The organism is Pedobacter sp. AC190, from assembly GCF_979258025.1.
In genome coordinates this window covers 5,258,955-5,277,177 of sequence record NZ_OZ409824.1, presented here as the reverse complement: position 1 = coordinate 5,277,177, position 18,223 = coordinate 5,258,955, and the positions used below count along the sequence as shown (strand labels likewise).

The window sequence follows — 18,223 nt, the reverse complement described above, 5'->3', positions numbered from 1 at the left end:
TTTCAGGGAAAGATGAGCAACCGAATAAAGAACATTCAGGCATGAGGAAATTAAAAACAAGTAAAAATTAAGCATTGTTTGTTATGAGCTATTGTCACAGTGTTTAACCTTAGTATTTCCTTAACGGATAAAGGCAGCCATGCTCTGATTGAGAAACATAATTGCTGAATGCTCAGCGAAAAATAGCATCATTCCTAGATGATGCCACCTCAAGCATGATCGTTAAAATTTATGTTATACTCCATGTAATCCGCTGTTTTTTGCATAATTGTTTCACCTAATAATTGTTTAATTAAATGAAAGCAAACATCTATCCCTGCTGACATGCCACCTGATGTCAAGATATGCCCATTATCGGTGAATCTTGCCCCCCACTGTGGGATGCCACTCGGCGCAAGTTTAATTACATCATCATAAACTAAATGATGTGTAGAATATGGAAGATTATCGAGGAGACCGATTTTCGCTAACACGCGAGCTCCAGAACATACGCTGACTGTATATTCTGTCGTGGTATCTACTTTTTTTATCCAATCCAAAACTTCTTGGTCTTCTATCACTTCAAGGGTGCCTTCTCCGCCAGGAATAATTAGAATGTCTATAGCTGGGACTTCTATTACGGAATATTTTGGGATTACCGATAAGCCATTAACAGCTGAAATTGGATCGCTTGTTATTCCGAAAGTGAAAACATCAAAAAAAGCCCCATTGTTAATTTCAGCGGTAGCGGCAAGGACCTCAAAGGGCCCAGTGAAGTCAAGGATCTCTACTTTATCGAAGATAAATATTCCAACTTTTCTAATCATAATTATTTTTTTTCTCAAAAATATAAAGCGAGAAGATTATGATTAGGACAAAATGCGGTAAAATCAGGCAAATTTTATTTACTCATTTTATTAGAGGCCAAGATATTGCGTAATTGTTTTGTACTTTTATATCCACAAAGCCTTGCAACATGTTCAAGTTTATAGTCGGTTCTTGCTATTAAATTTGTTGCTTTTTCTATTCGAATGGTCCTAATGTATTGTGAAATAGTGGTTTCTGTTCTTTCTTTAAATTTTTTGGTTAGATTACGGGGACTGTAATTTGCCAGTGCTGCCAGTTCATTTATAGAGAGTTTCTGATCAACATGATGAATTATCCAGTCCTGAATTCTATGAATCACCTCATCTGTATGGTCTCGATATTGAAGGTAAGCACTTTGCTGCTTTTCACCTCCATCCCTTTTCAGATAAACCACCATTTCCTTCGCTACCTTCATCGCTACCTCCAACCCATGCCGCTCCTCTAAAAGAAATAATGCCAGGTCTATTCCAGATGCAATCCCCGCGCTTGTGTAAATGTTACCATCTTTTACGAATAATTTATCAGTTTCAACATTGAGTGCTGGGAACTGTTTTTTAAGCGTATCTATGTAGCGCCAATGGGTAGTGCATTTCTTGTTCGTTAAAAGTCCGCATTTCGCTAAAAGAAAAGCTCCTGTACATATCGAACAAATGGTCAGCTTTCTAGTATTTGCTTGTTTTAACCAATTAAATACCGTTTTATATGATTCAACATGATCGAAGTTCATTGAAAAACCCGGTATAATTATGATGTCTTCCCCGCCTGGTTCGGTATCACTTAAATCACTCAGCGAATTTAAGCTTAAGCCAGCAGAACTGATTAAGTCTGAGGTGACGCCCAGAAAATGTAGCTGGTAGACAATGCCGAACATCGCCGCCTCATGGAACACCTGAACAGGACCAGCTATGTCTAATAAAACCACTTCTGGTGTAAGGTAAAAATATACGTTCAATGGCATTATAAACTTTAATAAAGTTAACGGATTATTTCCTGCAATCTAATTGAAAAAAATGCTCTTACTAGTAACATCATAATGAGTAATATCAATAGTCCAAAGATAGTGGATTATTTTATTTGCTACCCTTGTTTACATTTAGGGTAGAGGTTATATTCTAGAAAACCAATGACTTTTCATTGACTTTTCTTAGTCGAGAATTTGGTGAGATCATGGAAAGAATGGGTTTAGCAATAGGCATTACAGCAAAGAGTTACAGTTGGTTCATCTTCCCGAATTTCAAAGCGTTTCAGTCTATCAGAGCGTCAGCAGAACAGATATTAAGTGCTCAGCTTCCGGTTATCACCAAAGCGTATTTGCTCCAGCTGTTTCTTGCAATCCATCTCTCTTAAATATCGGAATTAAACGTATTTGCGAACCCCCAGGCTGTAACCTTTGTTGATTGTATGAATGGTGAAATAGACAATGGAAGTTTTCTGTTTGTAAAAGTTCAAAATTTTTATTGAAACAGATGAACGCTTTAATAAAACAAAATTTATTTCTAAAAATTCAGGACCAGGGGATTTAATCCTGAAAACAGGTCCTCAGATGTGTCTATAGCGCCAAGTTCGCATCACCCATAACTACCAAATCTTCTACCCACCAGTAGCTGGAAAATTATTTTGAAGCTGAAAGTCTAGTGATTTGTTGCTTAGTAAAACCTAATCTTTTACTTATTTATGACAGCATTACCTCAGTAATTTCAAAAAAACATAAATACATTTGGAGAATACCATTTGGTATGTTATTGTGATTTTCGTTTACTGTTCTAATGTTTTAATTTATGTATGTATATCTGTTTTAACTCATTTTAAGCATAAAAAGTCAATAATTTGATCTTAGTTTAGTGGTCTGGCCTTTTTGAACATGAGATATATTTTTTTTTAAAAAAAGTACTTAATGGTATCTTATTGTAAAACCTGACAGATTGAGTGTGGGGCAATTACATTTTATAATTTTTGTCCACACATGAGTAGACACTCCAGACGCTTGGTCTTTTATATCACAAGAATCCTTTATTTAATCTTATATATTTTAAACAATTTATGAATACAAATGTGAAATATCTGCTTATGTTGCCAATAATATCCGTGTTGTCCTGTACATCATCTGCCGAGCGTAAAGAAGTCAGTCCTGTGCCCGAAGTTACTTTTGCTACGCTCGCGAGTGGTGATGTAGTTATCTATCAAGAATATCCAGCAAAGCTTGAAGGATCCTCTGACGTGGAGATCCGTGCCCAGGTTTCTGGGAGTCTGGAAAAAATTTATGTTAACGAGGGTGCATATGTTGAAAAGGGTGCAGCTTTATTCCAAGTCGACTCTAGATCATACCATGAACAATATAATAATGCCGAGGGGGAAATACTTGGCGCTAAAGCTGGTGTTTTAGCAGCGAAGCTGGATATGGAAAAATTAAGACCATTGGTTGAAAATAATGTAGTATCAGAATACCAGCTAAAGCTCGCCCAAGCAACGTTCGATGCAGCGGTTGCCAAAGAAAAGCAAGCTTATGCGAAAGCTTCCAGTGCCAAAATCGTTTTGGGGTTTACAATTGTCCGAGCGCCTGTGAGTGGTTATGTGGGTAGAATCGCTAAGAAAAATGGAAGTCTTGTCGCTCCTTCGGACCCTTCTCCAATCGCCTATATCTCTGATAATCGAGAAATTCGTGCTTACTTCTCTATTGGAGAGGTTGATTTCGTCAATTTCAAGCAGGGAGTCTATGGATCTACTATTTCTCAGAAACTTAAAAATTCTGGAAACGTAAAACTAATCCTGTCAGGAGAGTCAGCTTATCCAAGCCCGGGCGTGCTTGATATGGTAGACGCTGCTTTTGACGGGAGTACAGGGGCGATAACATTAAGGGCAACATTTCCTAATAAAGCGGGTTTGCTGAGGTCGGGAAATAGTGGAAGAGTCAGAATTGGCGTAAAACAGGCAGGTTTAATAACCATTCCTCAATCAGCAACATTTGAAAATCAGGACAAGGTATTCGCTTTCATTGTCGACCGTCTCAATAAAGCCCACCAAGTTGCGCTGAAAGTTTCAGGTTCCAGCGGTAATTTCTATTATGTTTCGCAGGGACTCAACGCGGGCGACCGCCTGATACTAAAGGGCATGGAATCTCTCAAAGAAGGCTTGAGTGTAAAAGCGACTCCTCAACAAAGCGGTTTAGTTAATAATTAATCGGTATCAATATAAATGCTTAAAATATTCATAAATAAGCCAGTTATTGCGACGGTCGTTTCAATAATGCTACTCATCTTGGGATTTGTTGGTCTAATAGGTTTACCTATTCAGCAGTTCCCAGATATCGCACCTCCCGTGGTACAAATCACGGCATTGTACCCTGGAGCAAATGCTGAAACTATGGTTCGAGCCGTTGCACCCCCATTAGAAGAGGCCATAAATGGCGTAGAGAATATGAGTTATATGAGCTCATCATCAAGTAATGATGGTACGCTAACTATTTCTGTATACTTTAAACTAGGAACTAACGCAGATCAGGCTGCAGTCAATGTTCAGAATCGTGTCTCCTCCGCAACCGGTCTCCTCCCTCCAGAGGTGGTTCAGGCAGGCATTACCACCCAGAAAGTGCAGACTTCGACCATAATGTCGATCAACCTCTTGAGTGAAAAACCAAAGCTTTACGGTGCAACATATCTAACTAATTATGCTCAAATCAACATCATTCCACAACTAAAGCGCATCAATGGGGTAGGGCAAGTTATTATATTTGGTGGGAGCAAAGATTATTCGATGCGAATCTGGCTGAATCCTGCACAAATGGCTGCATACAAGATCACGCCCAACGAAGTCATGTCAGCGGTTAAAAGCAAAAACCAAGAGGCTGCACCAGGTCGCTTCGGGGAATCCAGTACTCGCTCTTTTGAATATGTTATCAGATATTCAGGTAAATATACAAAGCCCGATGAATACGCCAAAATGATCATTCGCTCAAATCCCGATGGAAGTATGTTACGCTTGAAAGATATTGCCCGCGTCGAACTCGGAAGTTATACATACAATAACCTGAATACCGTTAATGATAAAGAAAGCATCCTTTTTAGTATTAAACAGTTGCCTGGTACAAATTCAAGGGAAATTCAAGAGGCCATCGGAAAATTTATGGATAATGCAGAGAAAGACTTTCCTCCTGGAGTGAAGCAACAAATTCTATACAACACGAAGGAAATGCTTGACCAATCTATTAATCAGGTCGAACACACTCTGGTTGAAGCTTTCATTCTTGTATTCATTGTAGTCTATTTATTTCTTCAGGACTTTAGGTCAACTTTTATCCCTGCTATTGCAGTTCCGGTTGCCATAATTGGTACATTTTTTTTCATGTCCTTATTCGGATTTTCAATAAATTTATTAACTCTTTTCGCCCTGGTACTTGCTATCGGAATAGTTGTTGACGATGCAATTGTAGTCGTCGAGGCTGTGCATTCCAAACTAGAGCATTCTAATATGTCGGCAAAGGAAGCCACACTTTCTGCAATGCATGAAATAACTGGCGCTATAGTTTCCATAACGTTAGTCATGGCTGCGGTTTTTATTCCTGTCGGTTTCATGAAAGGTTCAGCTGGCGTATTTTATCGACAGTTTGCCTTTACGCTAGGAATAGCAATAGTAATTTCCGCCGTTAATGCACTCACTTTGAGCCCTGCATTATGTGCGCTTTTATTGAAAGACGGCAATAGCCACACTTCATCTAAACCTACTTCTTTTAAACAACGCTTTTTTTACGCTTTTAATAGCGGTTTTGAGATACTTACTAAACGTTACGTTAGTAATGTTAAAAAGATGATCGATCATAAGTGGTTGAGTTTAGTAGGCTTGGGACTTGTAGTTTTGCTAACTGGGTGGCTAATAAGGCGAACGCCAACCGGATTTATACCTTCAGAGGATTTAGGATTTATAGCAATTGCAGTAAATCTACCACCTGGATCTTCACTTAGCCGGACAAAAGCTGTTTTAAATGAAGCTGCGGACAAAGTACGGGATATGAAAGCCAAATTCGCATTTAATGAGGTTGCCGGATTTAATGTGTTGACAGCCTCTTCATCACCATCTTCAGGTGTAGCATTTTTCAGAATGAAGCGTGATGGTGAGCGGGGAGAAACTAACGACGTCGTAGCCAATATGGCAGAACTTAAGAAGCGTGTTTCGACAATTAAAGGGGCAAAGTCCTTTGTTTTTAGTTTTCCGACGGTACCCGGATTTAGTAATGTGGATGCACTTGATTTTGTACTTGAGGATAAGTCTGGCGGTAAGCTGGACAAATTTAGTGGAATCGCAAATGGGTTCATAACCGAGCTGATGAAGCGAAAGGAAATTGCGGTTGCCTTCAGTAGTTTCCGAGCAGACTACCCACAACTGGAGATGGTTCTTGATCATGAGAAAGTAGAGCAGTTTGGTGTTGATGAGCAACAGGTCTTCAGTACCATGCAATCCTATTTTGGTAGTGCTCAGGTATCTGACTTCAATCGATTTGGTAAATATTACAGGGTGATGGTGCAGGCAGATAAAGATGAACGTGCCGATCCCGAAGACATGAAGAATGTATATGTTAAGAACAAAATGGGTGACATGGTTCCGATCACTGCTATGGTCTCTCTTAAAAGAGTCTTTGGACCAGAGGTGATTACGAGGTACAATCTATTTAACTCTATCGGAGTGAATGCGCTGCCGAAACCTGGCTACAGTTCAGGTAGTGCGATAGATGCGATTCGCGAAGTTGCAGCAAAATCCCTTCCATCAGGTTATTCGTACGAATTCTCGGGGATTACCAAGGAAGAAATCTCCTCTGGAGGTCAATCGCTCGCCGTGTTCTTGCTCTCCTTATTGTTTGTCTATTTCCTGCTTTGTGCGCAATACAATAGTTATATTCTTCCGTTTGCAATCGTTTTTTCCGTTCCTACTGGTGTTATCGGCGTTTTTATCGCGATTGGGCTTGCAGGAATTGAAAATAATATATACATACAAGTTGCTCTTATTATGTTGATCGGGCTATTAGCAAAAAATGCCATTTTAATAGTGGAATTTGGCCTCCAACGCCGAAGAGCGGGTATGTCACTAGTTGATTCCGCACTTGAAGCGGCTAAACTTCGGATCAGACCGATAATAATGACCTCGATAGCTTTCGTCGCAGGTATAATCCCTATGATGCGCGCCACTGGACCATCTGCAATGGGCAATCATTCGATCAGTGTCGGGGCGGCTGGGGGAATGCTAAGCGGAGTAATTCTAGGTCTGTTCATCATACCTGTGCTGTTCGTAATATTTCAAGGGCTTCACGAAAGGATCTCAGGAATAAAATTTATCCATGAGCCGTCGGCAGACCATAAACTTGATGTATAAACCTTCATTTGATCTATAAAATTTAAGTTAATGAACAAATTTGTTAAACCTTACTTTTGGATAATTTCGATGGCGATCTTCGCCTCATGCAGTATACCTAAAGATATTCCTACACCAAGAATATCATCTCAATTCCCAGACCTGGCACCTCAACAAGTCACGCCAAATCTTTCTGCAATTCCATGGAAAAGCTTTTTCGTTGACGCCGATCTTCAAAATTTAATTGACAGCACTTTGATTAAAAACTATGATGTGATGATAGCATTAAAAAATATGCAAAAGGCTGAGCTTATCGTTAAGCAATCTAAACTAAATAGTGTTCCAACGGTTGGTCTTGGTGCTTCGGCAAGCATAACCATGCCATCCAAAAACAGTCTAAATGGACTTACTCTCAGTCAATATCTAGGTGCAGAGCATCTGGAAGATTATTCTGCAAATATTGGTGTTTCTTGGGAAGCAGATATTTGGGGCAAGATTCATAACACCAATAAAATTGCAATTGCCTCCTACATGCAAAGCTCAGAATTAAAAAACGCATTGAAGACTAGACTGATTTCTGAGGTTTCCAAGGGGTATTTTAACTTGCTTACGCTTGATGCTCAGCTCGATGCAGCCAATAGAAACCTGAAGCTCAACGAAAGTGTGGTTCTGATTGTCAAATTACAGTTTGAATCTGGTGAGGTAACCGAACTGGCTGTTCAACAGGCACAAGCTCAGTGCCTAACTTCAAAGAAGCTGATACCTCAGATTGAGCAGGCTGTTTTGATACAGGAAAGTGCCCTATCATTTCTGGCGGGAGGATTTCCTTCCTCAATAAAAAGAGCAGTTCTTTTAGATCAAGTTGCCTTTCCATTGGTGGTTCCCTCGGAGATACCAATTGAAATGGTTGGCAACAGACCAGATGTGAGAGCGAAGGAACTCGATCTAACAATTGCGAATGCCAAAGTTGGAATTTCCAGGGCGGAGATGTATCCTGCCCTAAGGATAACAGCAACATCGGGTTTAAATTCCATAAAAGCCACAAATTGGTTTAACATCCCGTCTTCGCTCTTTGGCATTGCTGGCGCAAGTGTAGTTCAGCCACTATTAGAAAGGAAAAAACTCAAAACTCGGTTCGAAATTGCAAAGATTGAACGGGATAACTGCGTAATTTTCTTTCGTCAGATAGTATTAAAAGCGATAGGAGAGGTTTCGGATGCATTAGTGAAAATCGAAAAGATTAAATCTCAAGAATCTATTGCCTCCAATCGTGTTATCACCCTCCAGCGCGCATCAAAAAATGCTCATCTACTTTTCAAAAGTGGCCTAGCAAATTATCTTGAGGTTATCATTACTCAACAAAATGTTCTATCTAGCGAACTTGAACTCGCAACAATTAAAGGTGCAAGGCTTTCAGCGTTGGTAGACCTTTATAGGGGGCTGGGGGGCGGAGTGCTTTAATATAAATCGCTGTTTCATACATCGGATAGGCCAAAAAACTGCAACATGAATAGGGAAAAAAGAAGATTTATCGACAAATTTACAATGCCAATAAAAGCTATAATATTGTTTCATCATTTTATGAAAGACTATCTCAAGGAGCGTTAGGGGAAGTTATTGGACAGCAAACAACATTTTTAATTCAGGTTCATTTTTTTGTATGAGGAGTGAGTTATTACAAGTAAGTCTTCCACCTCAGAGATCAATAAAAAAATAGACTGCATTCCTTGAACTAATTTAGATTTACGTAATAAAATAGTATGGAGATTCTTCGAAGAGTCATAACATTTCTGCACGTTCAGCAGAAGTCACCGGCGTAACTTCTGACAAAAAAATGTGGGCATCTTTCCAAGCATTTGATTTTTCTCAGCGGAAATCCCATCCAAAGGTTTAGGACCTTTAAAACCTATACAAATAAATTCTAATTATAAATTAAAAAAAAAAGATGAAAAAACTATTAACTATCGCCCTTGCTGTTTTCAGTATGGCCACTTTTGCGCAAAATCATGATTCAAATACTTCAGAGTCGTCGGATAAGGAAATTATCGAGGCTATTAACACCTATGTGATCGGGCTTAAGATAGGTTCGGTTCCCACATTGAAAAGTGTCTTTCACAAAAATGCTATTATGTATGGATTCAATCAGACTGGGGTTATAAAAGAAGGGAGTGTGCAAAATTTATATAATACGATAACTCAATTCGGACCATTAAGCAAAGTAACAGCTAAAATTAGCATTCTGCATAGGAGTTCAAATACAGCTTCAGCGCTCGCGGATCTTAAGTCTACCGGTGAAAAACGAAACTCAATAGATTATCTTTCTTTGATGTTGATCGGCGGGGAATGGAAAATAATTTCGAAAGTTTACCATCTCTACAATGAAAATTAACATTTATTGTGGCGTTTGTGAGCAGAGAAATGGAAAACGCATCAAAAGTTTCTGATCACAAGTTGACCTTCAGCATTAAACGATCTAGTCTCCTTCAGCTATGCCATGGCGGGTATACTACGGAATTGGAAAACTTCAGTTCCGTAGTAATAGCTTGCCAAACAAAATGATGCTTTTACAAAGTTGTCGATTTTGGTTGCCAGGAATTGCAGGCCTCCAGCTACAAGGGAAAATCACATTTGAAATATTAACATCGCTGGTATGCGCAAACCTGAGCATTCCTTAGTAAGTTGAATTGATTATAAGTTGGTTCCTAACTGATAGATGAAAAATAAGTTGAGTTCATGGTTTGTACCATAAGACTAAAACACCATATTCGGGGCAACTTTAATTACTGGCAACAACCTTATAATTCACCATCTCAGATTACTCGAGTTTCCTCTTGGCGGAAAGAAATCTTTGAAAGTTTGACACATATGTTCCTTAAGACTTAAGTCATCTTTTAGCAATAAATAAAAAAGAACTGCCTAGATTCTTGTGTGAGAAATATAAAGATAATATGTTTGCTTACATACCATACGGTACGCTATGACTAAAGCACAAAAAACTCGTTTAGATATTTTAAAGATGGCGATGTCCGTTATATACAAAAATGGCTATCAGGCAGCTAGTATCGATGAGATCTTAAAAAATCTGCGGGTCACTAAGGGCGCGTTTTTTTACCATTTCAAAACCAAGGAGGAAATGTGTCTCAGCATGATCGAAGAAGTGATCCAACCCAATATTCACAAAATCTGGATTGCACCCTTGGAGAATTCAAATCATCTCATTAAGGATATGCTGAAACATCTTCGAGTAATTTTGTACGATGAAGAAATGTTTGACGTACGTTTTGGATGTCCCACCATTAACCTTATTGAGGAAGTCTCACCCCATAGCGCATCTTTAAGAAAACAGTTGCGCACCACTATGGTTGAATGGATTGGAGGTCTTGAACAGGTCCTTCAATCAGGTAAAGATAATGGTACAGTTGATTCGCTCATCATCCCTAAAGATGCCGCTAATTTTATTGTATCCGGCTATGCAGGTGCAAGGGGAATGGGCAAATTATTCGGCACTTCTGCCTATGAGACTTATCTTCAAGGCCTGGATAAATATTTTAAAAATTAATTTCGAAATACTGTGTCATTCGCTATTTCAGTATGATGGAAATTGCTCATTAAATCCCAAGACAAGCTCCGATTGCTCAATTGATTCAATCAAAGGATTGGATTTTATCTCAAGTTCTTTCATTGAATAATCAGATCCCTCCTTGAGGGAAGTAAATTGGCATCCAGCATTGGAGATAACATCGTTTTAGGAAAGCAAATCTGTATTCCCAGACCATTCAAAAAAAACGAGAGTAAAAAAAATGTTGAGAAGGCATAAATAGAAGGAATCCCGCTTACCCAAGGTGTTTTAAACGATTAAAAACCTGAAGTTTCATTAACTTAATAGGGGATTAAAAATTTTTATTTCATTAGTCTTCTATTCTTTGCTGGCGTTATATACCCGCCCGTCATTGGTTATATGTAAAATAAATTAACAACGTTTCTGATGTTTTTAGTTCCTACTACAGGGCAATTCTAATCTTTGTAGAGATCAGTACTTATACAACGGGCCGTAAAGAATACAAATATTTACAGCTTTTTTAACTAAAACTCGATCGTTTCTCTAAACCAATGTTTGCTCCTTAAAAGAATTGACATTTACTTTAATCTGATACTTGATAAAAGCGAGGGTTTTAAAATAATGAAGGTGTGTGCACTGTACTTTTGCCCCTTTGAGGTTTGTATTTGTCCAGTTGAACTATCTTTCGATGGCAAATTATGTATGTTAACACTATTTTCGACCTAAGTAAATCAATATAAAATGAAAAATATTTCAAAGCTGTACTTAATGCTGTTAATTCTAACTTGCAGCATATCAACTAGAGCGCAATCGTCGAAGCACCACCATACTTCTGCGGAAGTAAAGGACAAAAATGTGTACGCATTAATGATGGATACCATGATGGTAAAGATGGAGCATATACCCAAAATAAAATCTGTGGAGGCTGACTTTATGTGGCAAATGATACCCCATCATGAGGGCGCGATAGCGATGGCACGATATCAGATTGAAAACGGGAAAAGTTTTGAGATGATCCAGTTGGCCAAAAGCATATTGGCTGAACAGCAAATTGATATTCAAAATATGAATCTGCAGCTGAAGAAAATGTCTCATCAAATGGGTGATATTCCCAAAGATTATCCAAAAGAGATGCTCAAAACTATGGATGTGATGATGAAAACTATGCCCGATAATGGAAAATTAACAGATGTTGATCATTCCTTTGCGATGGTCATGATTCCTCATCATCAGGCCGCAATCGATATGGCTGTAGTAGTCTTGAAGTTCTCAAAAGACACACAAACCAAAGCATTTGCTAAGCAGCTAATTGCAGCAGAGGAAATTGAAATAGAACAAATGAAATCTTTCTTAAAATAAAATATATATATGAAATTATTAACTTTAACTCTTTTACTTGGAATTATTTTTTTTAGAGTCCAAGCACAACATGATTACACGCAAGATAGAGTATATACTGGAAATCAGATTTCCAACACTGTATCAGTTATCGATCCCTCTACGAATAAATTATTGGGAGAAATCAATTTAGGAAAACCTGCTCCAAATATTCTAAGTGCCTTATATAAGGGGCAAGTACTCGTTCATGGTTTACGTTATTCTCCTGAAAATAGATTATTGGCAGCGGTTTCTATTGGATCAAATGCAGTTACACTGATATCAACGGAAACGAATAAAATACTTAAAACAATATACATCGGTCGTTCTCCCCATGAACCTACATTTACTCCCGATGGTAAGCAGATTTGGGTTACCGTCCGTGGTGAAGCATACTTGAGCGTAATTGACGTTGAAGAAATGAAGGAAGTAAAGAGAGTACCTGTTGCGGATGGTCCTGGCATGATTGCTTTCTCTCCTGATGGGAAGTTGGCTTATGTGTGTTCTAGTTTTACGCCAGTATTAGAAGTCGTCAATACAGAAACCTATGAAGTAGTAAATAAGATACCTGTCATCAGCCCATTCTCACCGAATATTTTTACTAGTCCAAAGGGAGAATGGATTGCACTAACTCACAAAGATGTTGGAAAAGTTACCGTAATAAATGCTGGGTTGTCCGTAGTTAAAGTAATCAACAGTGGTGCTGTTACCAATCACGTGACCTTCGCAGATCTTAACGGCAAACTGTTGATGCTGGTAACTGTTGGTGGGGAAAACAAAGTAAATGTTTACGACGTTGCTGCCGACTTTAAATTGATCAATTCAATTGCTGTTGGCGCCCTTCCTCATGGTATCTGGACGTCTCCAGATGGCAGGATGGCTTATGTTGGATTGGAATTCGCAGACAAGGTTGATTGTATCGATCTGCAGAAAATGAAAGTCGTGAGTTCTACACAAATAGGACAAAGTCCTCAAGCGCTAGTGTACGCTGAGAACGCAGCGTCCAAAACTGGTGGTCAGAATAACTTAAAAGCCCTTAATGATACCACATTGACTCAGGTATTATCATTTCAAAGTGCAGACAAAATATTTAAAGGAAAAGGTAGGTTAGCGGTTCGGAGCATAGGATTAACGGACTTCGTTGAACAAGCTTTCAATTCATTAAATCCAAGAACGGCTTATGTACTGGCGCTTTCAGAATCTTCCATTGCCCCGTTTGATGCAAATTACGAAATAAACAGTTTCACAACAGACGATAAAGGTGTTTATATGGGACAGTCGACTGGCTTAATTAATAAGGCTGACGGCCTGAATCATAAAAAATACAATACCGTTATATTACTTGACGCCCAAACCAAGAAAGTTGTAATGACAAGTAAAGGGAAGTAAAAATGCTATCTGCTCATATCAAACCTTATTGTTGAGCTTGGATAGTTCTAAATATAATTTTGGTAACTCGCTTTATTATTTCTTAGGTTTGGTTATACGATAAGGGATTTGCCCTTATCGTATAATTTTTTTCACCCAGTAATTTACATAGAGATATGAATCCTCCTTTTTTTAGAGTACCAGCTAAAATAATTTGGTTCAGCGCCTTATTCATGGGAATATTGGCTTCTATTCCAAAAATCTTACAAATTCATATTACTTGGGTTGAATTATTGGTTGATGCCTCAATAGCTTTTTTATTCTCGGTTATGTTGTGGTTTTTCAACATATACAACCTGCCAAAATATTCGACAGACCACTCAGACCGAAGATTTTTTAGCTTAGGATTGCTATCCAGTCTTTGCCTGGGTGCTGTGTTAATGTTGGCTTTGGTGAGTATTCATCAATTTTTGTTTCCAAAATATGGATTTGGGGGAATGATATCGATGTACGAATTCAGAGGAGTGTTGATTAATTTAACGATCTACATGTTCCTGCATCTGCTCTACGAAAGCCATCACAACAAGGTAATTGCTATAGAATTAGAAAAAGTCAAGATTGCGCACTTGAATGCACAATACGCTTTACTCAAACAACAGGTTAATCCACATTTTTTGTTTAATAGCTTAAACACTCTGAAATCAATGATTGAGTTTGGCGACCATCATTCCGTACAGTTTATTCTAAAACTATCAGATTTTTATAGACATACTTTGGAAAGTAGGAGACAGGATGTTATTCCATTGGTTGAGGAGCAGCGCATACTTCAGTCATATATTTATCTTCTAAAAGCTAGGTTTGAAGAAGGGATTGAGATAGAAGATAGTATAGGTGAGGCATATAGTCAATCTTATATCCCTCCCTTTACCCTGCAGCTGCTGATTGAGAATTGTATTAAGCACAACGTCATCTCCCTTGACTATCCTCTTTATATAAAATTATATGTTTTAGATGACTATCTAATCGTAGAAAATAAGCTAAAGCCAAAAATAAATGCTGAAGCCTCAACTCAATTAGGTTTAGTGAACATCAATCAACGGTACCTCCATCTAGTAGGGAAGGAAATAGTGGTAAAAAGAAATGTGTCTAATTTTAAAGTTAAGCTACCCGTAATACATGAATATAATCATTATTGAGGACGAGATCAAAACAGCCAAGGCGCTGGCTAATCTGATTACAAGTGTACAGCCTGATGCCCAGATAGTGGCTAGTATACAAAGTATTGAAAAAGCTGATCTCTATTTTTCTCAAAATGAACAGCCCGACCTTATCTTTATGGATATTCAGTTGAGTGACGGATTGTGTTTTGAGATTTTTAAATCACAGGCAGTGACTGCACCAGTAATTTTCTGCACCGCCTTCAGTGAATATACCCTGCATGCCTTTAAGGCAAATGGCGTTGATTATATTTTGAAGCCCTTTTCTAAAGAAAGTGTGGAAGCGGCAATAAAAAAAGTAATAGGACTTAAAAACTTTTTTCAAATACAGGATAATGCAACCCAACATTTGCAAACAATTCTTGAAAAAATAAGTAATGGTGGAAAGAAGGGATTTCTGGTGTTTAAAAATAACAAATACATAACTGTCAAGACCGAAAATATAGCTTATTTTTTTATCAGAAATGAAACGACTTTTTTAATGACAATAGACGAGGAATCGTATCAAATTAAAAATTCTTTAGATGAATTAGCTAATCTATTACAGAAAGAGCAATTTTTTCGAATCAATAGGCAGTATCTAATTAATTTTTCGGTTGTTAAAGAGGTTGAGCATTATTTCCTGCGCAAATTATATCTGACCTTGACTGTTCCTACTATTGACAAGCTTATTGTTGGAAAGGATAAATCCGTTTCATTCCTCTCATGGTTAGAAAATCGTTGATACCATGGTTTCGCACATTCCATTTTAATTTTTTGCATTGATCAGCGTTGTTATTAGGCCTTTTGAATGAACCATGGCCAATTTTACCTATCGTTTTTGGAACCAAGTTCGACTTCTTTGGTTATGTAGTTCGACCGATCATTTACCAGTATCAAGAATCTTTGCTCGCTATAACCCGAATATTTGCAAGTCCTAAAAACACCTGTCTGCACAAGTTGGGATAGAAACTTAATTATTCTGAATCAGTCTCTATATAAAGTTTGAATAAATCGACCTTGATTTCTCGTTTTTGAAAGGCTAATTAAGACAGGTAACAATATGCTATTGATTTTCAACATGAGACCTGCTGTTTTGAGTACCTAATAAACCTTTTAATAAGATCAAAACTTTCACCGTATCTAGTCAAGAAGAAAAAGTCTCTCTTGATTTCCAGATCTTTAATTTTTACTTCTACTAATTCTCCAGAATTTATTTCTCTTTTTACAGCTTTTTGAGGTAGAAAACCTAGGCTAAGATCTGCAAGGATAAAGTTTTTTAATGCTTCTGTACCGCCCAGTCTTATTCTTGATTTAAGATCTGTCACGAGGATTTGCTTTTTCAGCAGCTCGCTGGATACTGCGGAAAGGGTGCCCGAGCCAAATTCTCTTAATGCGATGTCTATAGTTAATAACTCCTCAAGGGTTATTGATCTGTTGTTTGATAGTTTACTTTTAGTTGCACAGACAGCGATAACCTTATCAGAAGTGAAATATTCGTAGGTCAGCTTATTAATCTTATGCTCAACCTCTACAATCCCCACATCAATTTGCTTGCTAATTAGTGCCGAAACTATATTCTCTGTGTTCCTGTTTACTACTTGAATTTGAATTTTAGGCAGAATTTTATGAAATCCAGACAGTATTTCAGGTAATATATACAATGATACCGTTGTGCTTGCCCCAATCTTTAAAATACCCGTCGCATCAGCTTCGCTGTGAATTGAACTTACATCATATTCGATTTTTCTTTGTATACTTAGAGCATCCTGTATGCTGATATAAATTTTTTGTCCAATTTCTGTTAACTCTATCGAATTACCTCTCCTGTCGAAAAGAGCACAATTATATTGAGCTTCCATCATCTGGATATGACGACTTACCGCGGATTGACTTATAAAAAGCTTTTTCGAGGCTTTCGAAAAACTTAGATTGGAAGCAACCTCTAGGAATACCAGTGTGCGTAAAGCTAACATGCAGTATAAATTTTATAAAAACAAATATAATTTTCTAACCTCACTTTACCCATAATATGCCATCTCTTTTAGTGATGTCACATCAATAAAGTATATAGCTTAGGCAAGGCTAAAACAAATACTTTTGAAGTCAATTATTATACATATGACATCAACTTTTAAAGAACTCCAATGCCCCTCATGCTGGAATAGATTTTCTGGAAAAACTATTCAAACAGTGTGCCCCAATGATAAATGTTTATCATCGTTATTTGCGAGGTACGATCTTATAAATAAAACTCGCCAAGAAATTATAAATTCCAATCAGCGCAGTATGTGGAGATATTCTGCGATTCTGCCTGTTTGTGATTCGCAAAACATTATTTCTTTGGGAGAAGGCTTTACTCCAATAATTGAAATTAAAAACATGAAGTTTAAGGATGGCGGGAATAATCTCTTTTGGAAGGATGAATCTGGCAATCCTACAGGGTCTTTTAAGGCAAGGGGAATAAGCGCAGCACTTTCAAAAGCTAAAGAATTTGGTATTGAACATGTCTCGATACCCACAGCTGGCAATGCGGGAGGAGCTTTAGCTGCTTACTGCGCTAGAGGGAATATGAAAGCTCATGTATTTATGCCGAAAAATACCCCAAAAATTTTTAAAGACGAGTGCCGACTTTACGGCGCTAGCCTTACCGAAATTGACGGGAATATCTCCGAATGCGGGAAGATCGCACACTCTATTTCTCAAAAAAATGATTGGTTCGAGATTTCTACCTTAAAAGAACCATATAGACTTGAAGGTAAGAAAACAATGGGCTATGAAATTGCAGAACAGTTTGATTGGGTATTACCAGACGTAATTTTATACCCGACGGGTGGGGGAACGGGTTTAATCGGCATTTGGAAAGCCTTTGAAGAAATGGAACAAATGGGTTGGATAGGCACCCAAAGGCCTAGAATGGTTGCCGTACAGTCTACGAGTTGCGACGGGATAACCCAAGCATTTTTAGAAAACAAAGCAGATTCTGAAGGCATTGACAATGGATTTACGATAGCTAACGGGCTTAGAGTACCCAAGCCTTATGCGTCAAAGATTATTTTAAATGTTATTAGATCTAGTTTTGGTACAGCCATAAGTGTTAGCGATCAGGAAATTGAAAATGCGCTCAAGGAAATTGCTAAGAAAGAAGGTATAATTGTTGCACCTGAAGGCGCAGCATTATGGGAAGCTTACAAAAGATTAAGGGATTCCGATTGGATACTTCCTGAGGAAAAGGTATTATTGCTAAACACGGGTACTGGATATAAATATTTTGAGAATTTAAAAATTTCATAAGTCGATCGATTTCAAAATTCTTAACGCTAAGAGAACCATTAGGGAACAATAACAATTAGTTCCGTTGGGATATAAAATTTGGTTTTAAGCTTAATTCCACAAAGTAAAAAATTTCCATCAAGTATTCATCGATTTACAGAACCTTACCAACAGGAATAATATTTTTGCCAAATGTTACAACCGATTAACAAACCAGGTTAATGAGATAAATCAAAGAGGTTTTTTTCCTGCCATGGGGTACAGATTT

At 37.9% G+C, this 18,223-nt stretch carries 13 protein-coding genes; 10 read left to right on the top strand and 3 right to left on the bottom strand.

The genetic code is table 11. The annotated features are described in order from the left end of the window. Positions 1–209: 209 nt before the first annotated feature. Together ACZZZI_RS22860 and ACZZZI_RS22855 are read right to left on the bottom strand one after the other, a co-directional pair. Positions 210–806 carry a DJ-1/PfpI family protein gene (locus ACZZZI_RS22860; RefSeq protein WP_463491748.1) on the bottom strand — a complete coding sequence of 199 codons (597 nt, stop codon included), beginning with the start codon at positions 804–806 and terminating at the stop codon, positions 210–212. Between the two features lie 74 nt (positions 807–880). Beyond that, on the bottom strand, positions 881–1,804 hold the full coding sequence (locus tag ACZZZI_RS22855; protein ID WP_463491746.1) for a GlxA family transcriptional regulator: 924 nt from the start codon (positions 1,802–1,804) through the stop codon (positions 881–883). A 1,082-nt stretch (positions 1,805–2,886) separates the two neighbouring features. Between ACZZZI_RS22855 and ACZZZI_RS22850 the strand changes: the two genes are divergently transcribed. From ACZZZI_RS22850 to ACZZZI_RS22810, 9 genes are all read left to right on the top strand, one after another. Further along, on the top strand, positions 2,887–4,023 hold the full coding sequence (locus ACZZZI_RS22850; RefSeq protein WP_463491744.1) for an efflux RND transporter periplasmic adaptor subunit: 1,137 nt from the start codon (positions 2,887–2,889) through the stop codon (positions 4,021–4,023). A gap of 15 nt (positions 4,024–4,038) precedes the next feature. After that, complete coding sequence (locus ACZZZI_RS22845) at positions 4,039–7,203, top strand: efflux RND transporter permease subunit (protein ID WP_463491742.1); 3,165 nt, start codon at positions 4,039–4,041, stop codon at positions 7,201–7,203. A gap of 30 nt (positions 7,204–7,233) precedes the next feature. Beyond that, positions 7,234–8,643: a TolC family protein gene (locus ACZZZI_RS22840; protein WP_463491740.1), complete on the top strand. Its 1,410-nt coding sequence runs from the start codon at positions 7,234–7,236 to the stop codon at positions 8,641–8,643. Between the two features lie 484 nt (positions 8,644–9,127). After that, on the top strand, positions 9,128–9,571 hold the full coding sequence (locus tag ACZZZI_RS22835; protein ID WP_463491738.1) for a nuclear transport factor 2 family protein: 444 nt from the start codon (positions 9,128–9,130) through the stop codon (positions 9,569–9,571). A 588-nt stretch (positions 9,572–10,159) separates the two neighbouring features. Further along, complete coding sequence (locus ACZZZI_RS22830; RefSeq protein ID WP_463491736.1) at positions 10,160–10,741, top strand: TetR family transcriptional regulator; 582 nt, start codon at positions 10,160–10,162, stop codon at positions 10,739–10,741. Between the two features lie 741 nt (positions 10,742–11,482). Continuing rightward, positions 11,483–12,100, top strand: a complete 618-nt coding sequence (locus ACZZZI_RS22825; protein ID WP_463491734.1) for a DUF305 domain-containing protein — start codon at positions 11,483–11,485, stop codon at positions 12,098–12,100. A gap of 9 nt (positions 12,101–12,109) precedes the next feature. After that, positions 12,110–13,507 carry a YncE family protein gene (locus tag ACZZZI_RS22820; RefSeq protein ID WP_463491732.1) on the top strand — a complete coding sequence of 466 codons (1,398 nt, stop codon included), beginning with the start codon at positions 12,110–12,112 and terminating at the stop codon, positions 13,505–13,507. 155 nt (positions 13,508–13,662) lie between these two features. Further along, positions 13,663–14,682, top strand: coding sequence for a sensor histidine kinase (locus ACZZZI_RS22815; protein WP_463491730.1), 1,020 nt, complete (start codon positions 13,663–13,665; stop codon positions 14,680–14,682). Further along, positions 14,663–15,427 (top strand): LytR/AlgR family response regulator transcription factor, encoded by a 765-nt coding sequence (locus tag ACZZZI_RS22810; RefSeq protein ID WP_463491728.1) that lies wholly within the window; start codon positions 14,663–14,665, stop codon positions 15,425–15,427. The genes ACZZZI_RS22815 and ACZZZI_RS22810 overlap by 20 nt, the downstream gene beginning before the upstream one ends. A gap of 331 nt (positions 15,428–15,758) precedes the next feature. Here ACZZZI_RS22810 and ACZZZI_RS22805 read toward each other — a convergent pair whose 3' ends face one another. Continuing rightward, positions 15,759–16,658, bottom strand: a complete 900-nt coding sequence (locus ACZZZI_RS22805) for a LysR substrate-binding domain-containing protein (protein WP_463491726.1) — start codon at positions 16,656–16,658, stop codon at positions 15,759–15,761. A gap of 145 nt (positions 16,659–16,803) precedes the next feature. Between ACZZZI_RS22805 and ACZZZI_RS22800 the strand changes: the two genes are divergently transcribed. Beyond that, positions 16,804–17,976, top strand: coding sequence for a threonine synthase (locus ACZZZI_RS22800; RefSeq protein ID WP_463491724.1), 1,173 nt, complete (start codon positions 16,804–16,806; stop codon positions 17,974–17,976). The last annotated feature ends 247 nt before the right edge of the window (positions 17,977–18,223 follow it).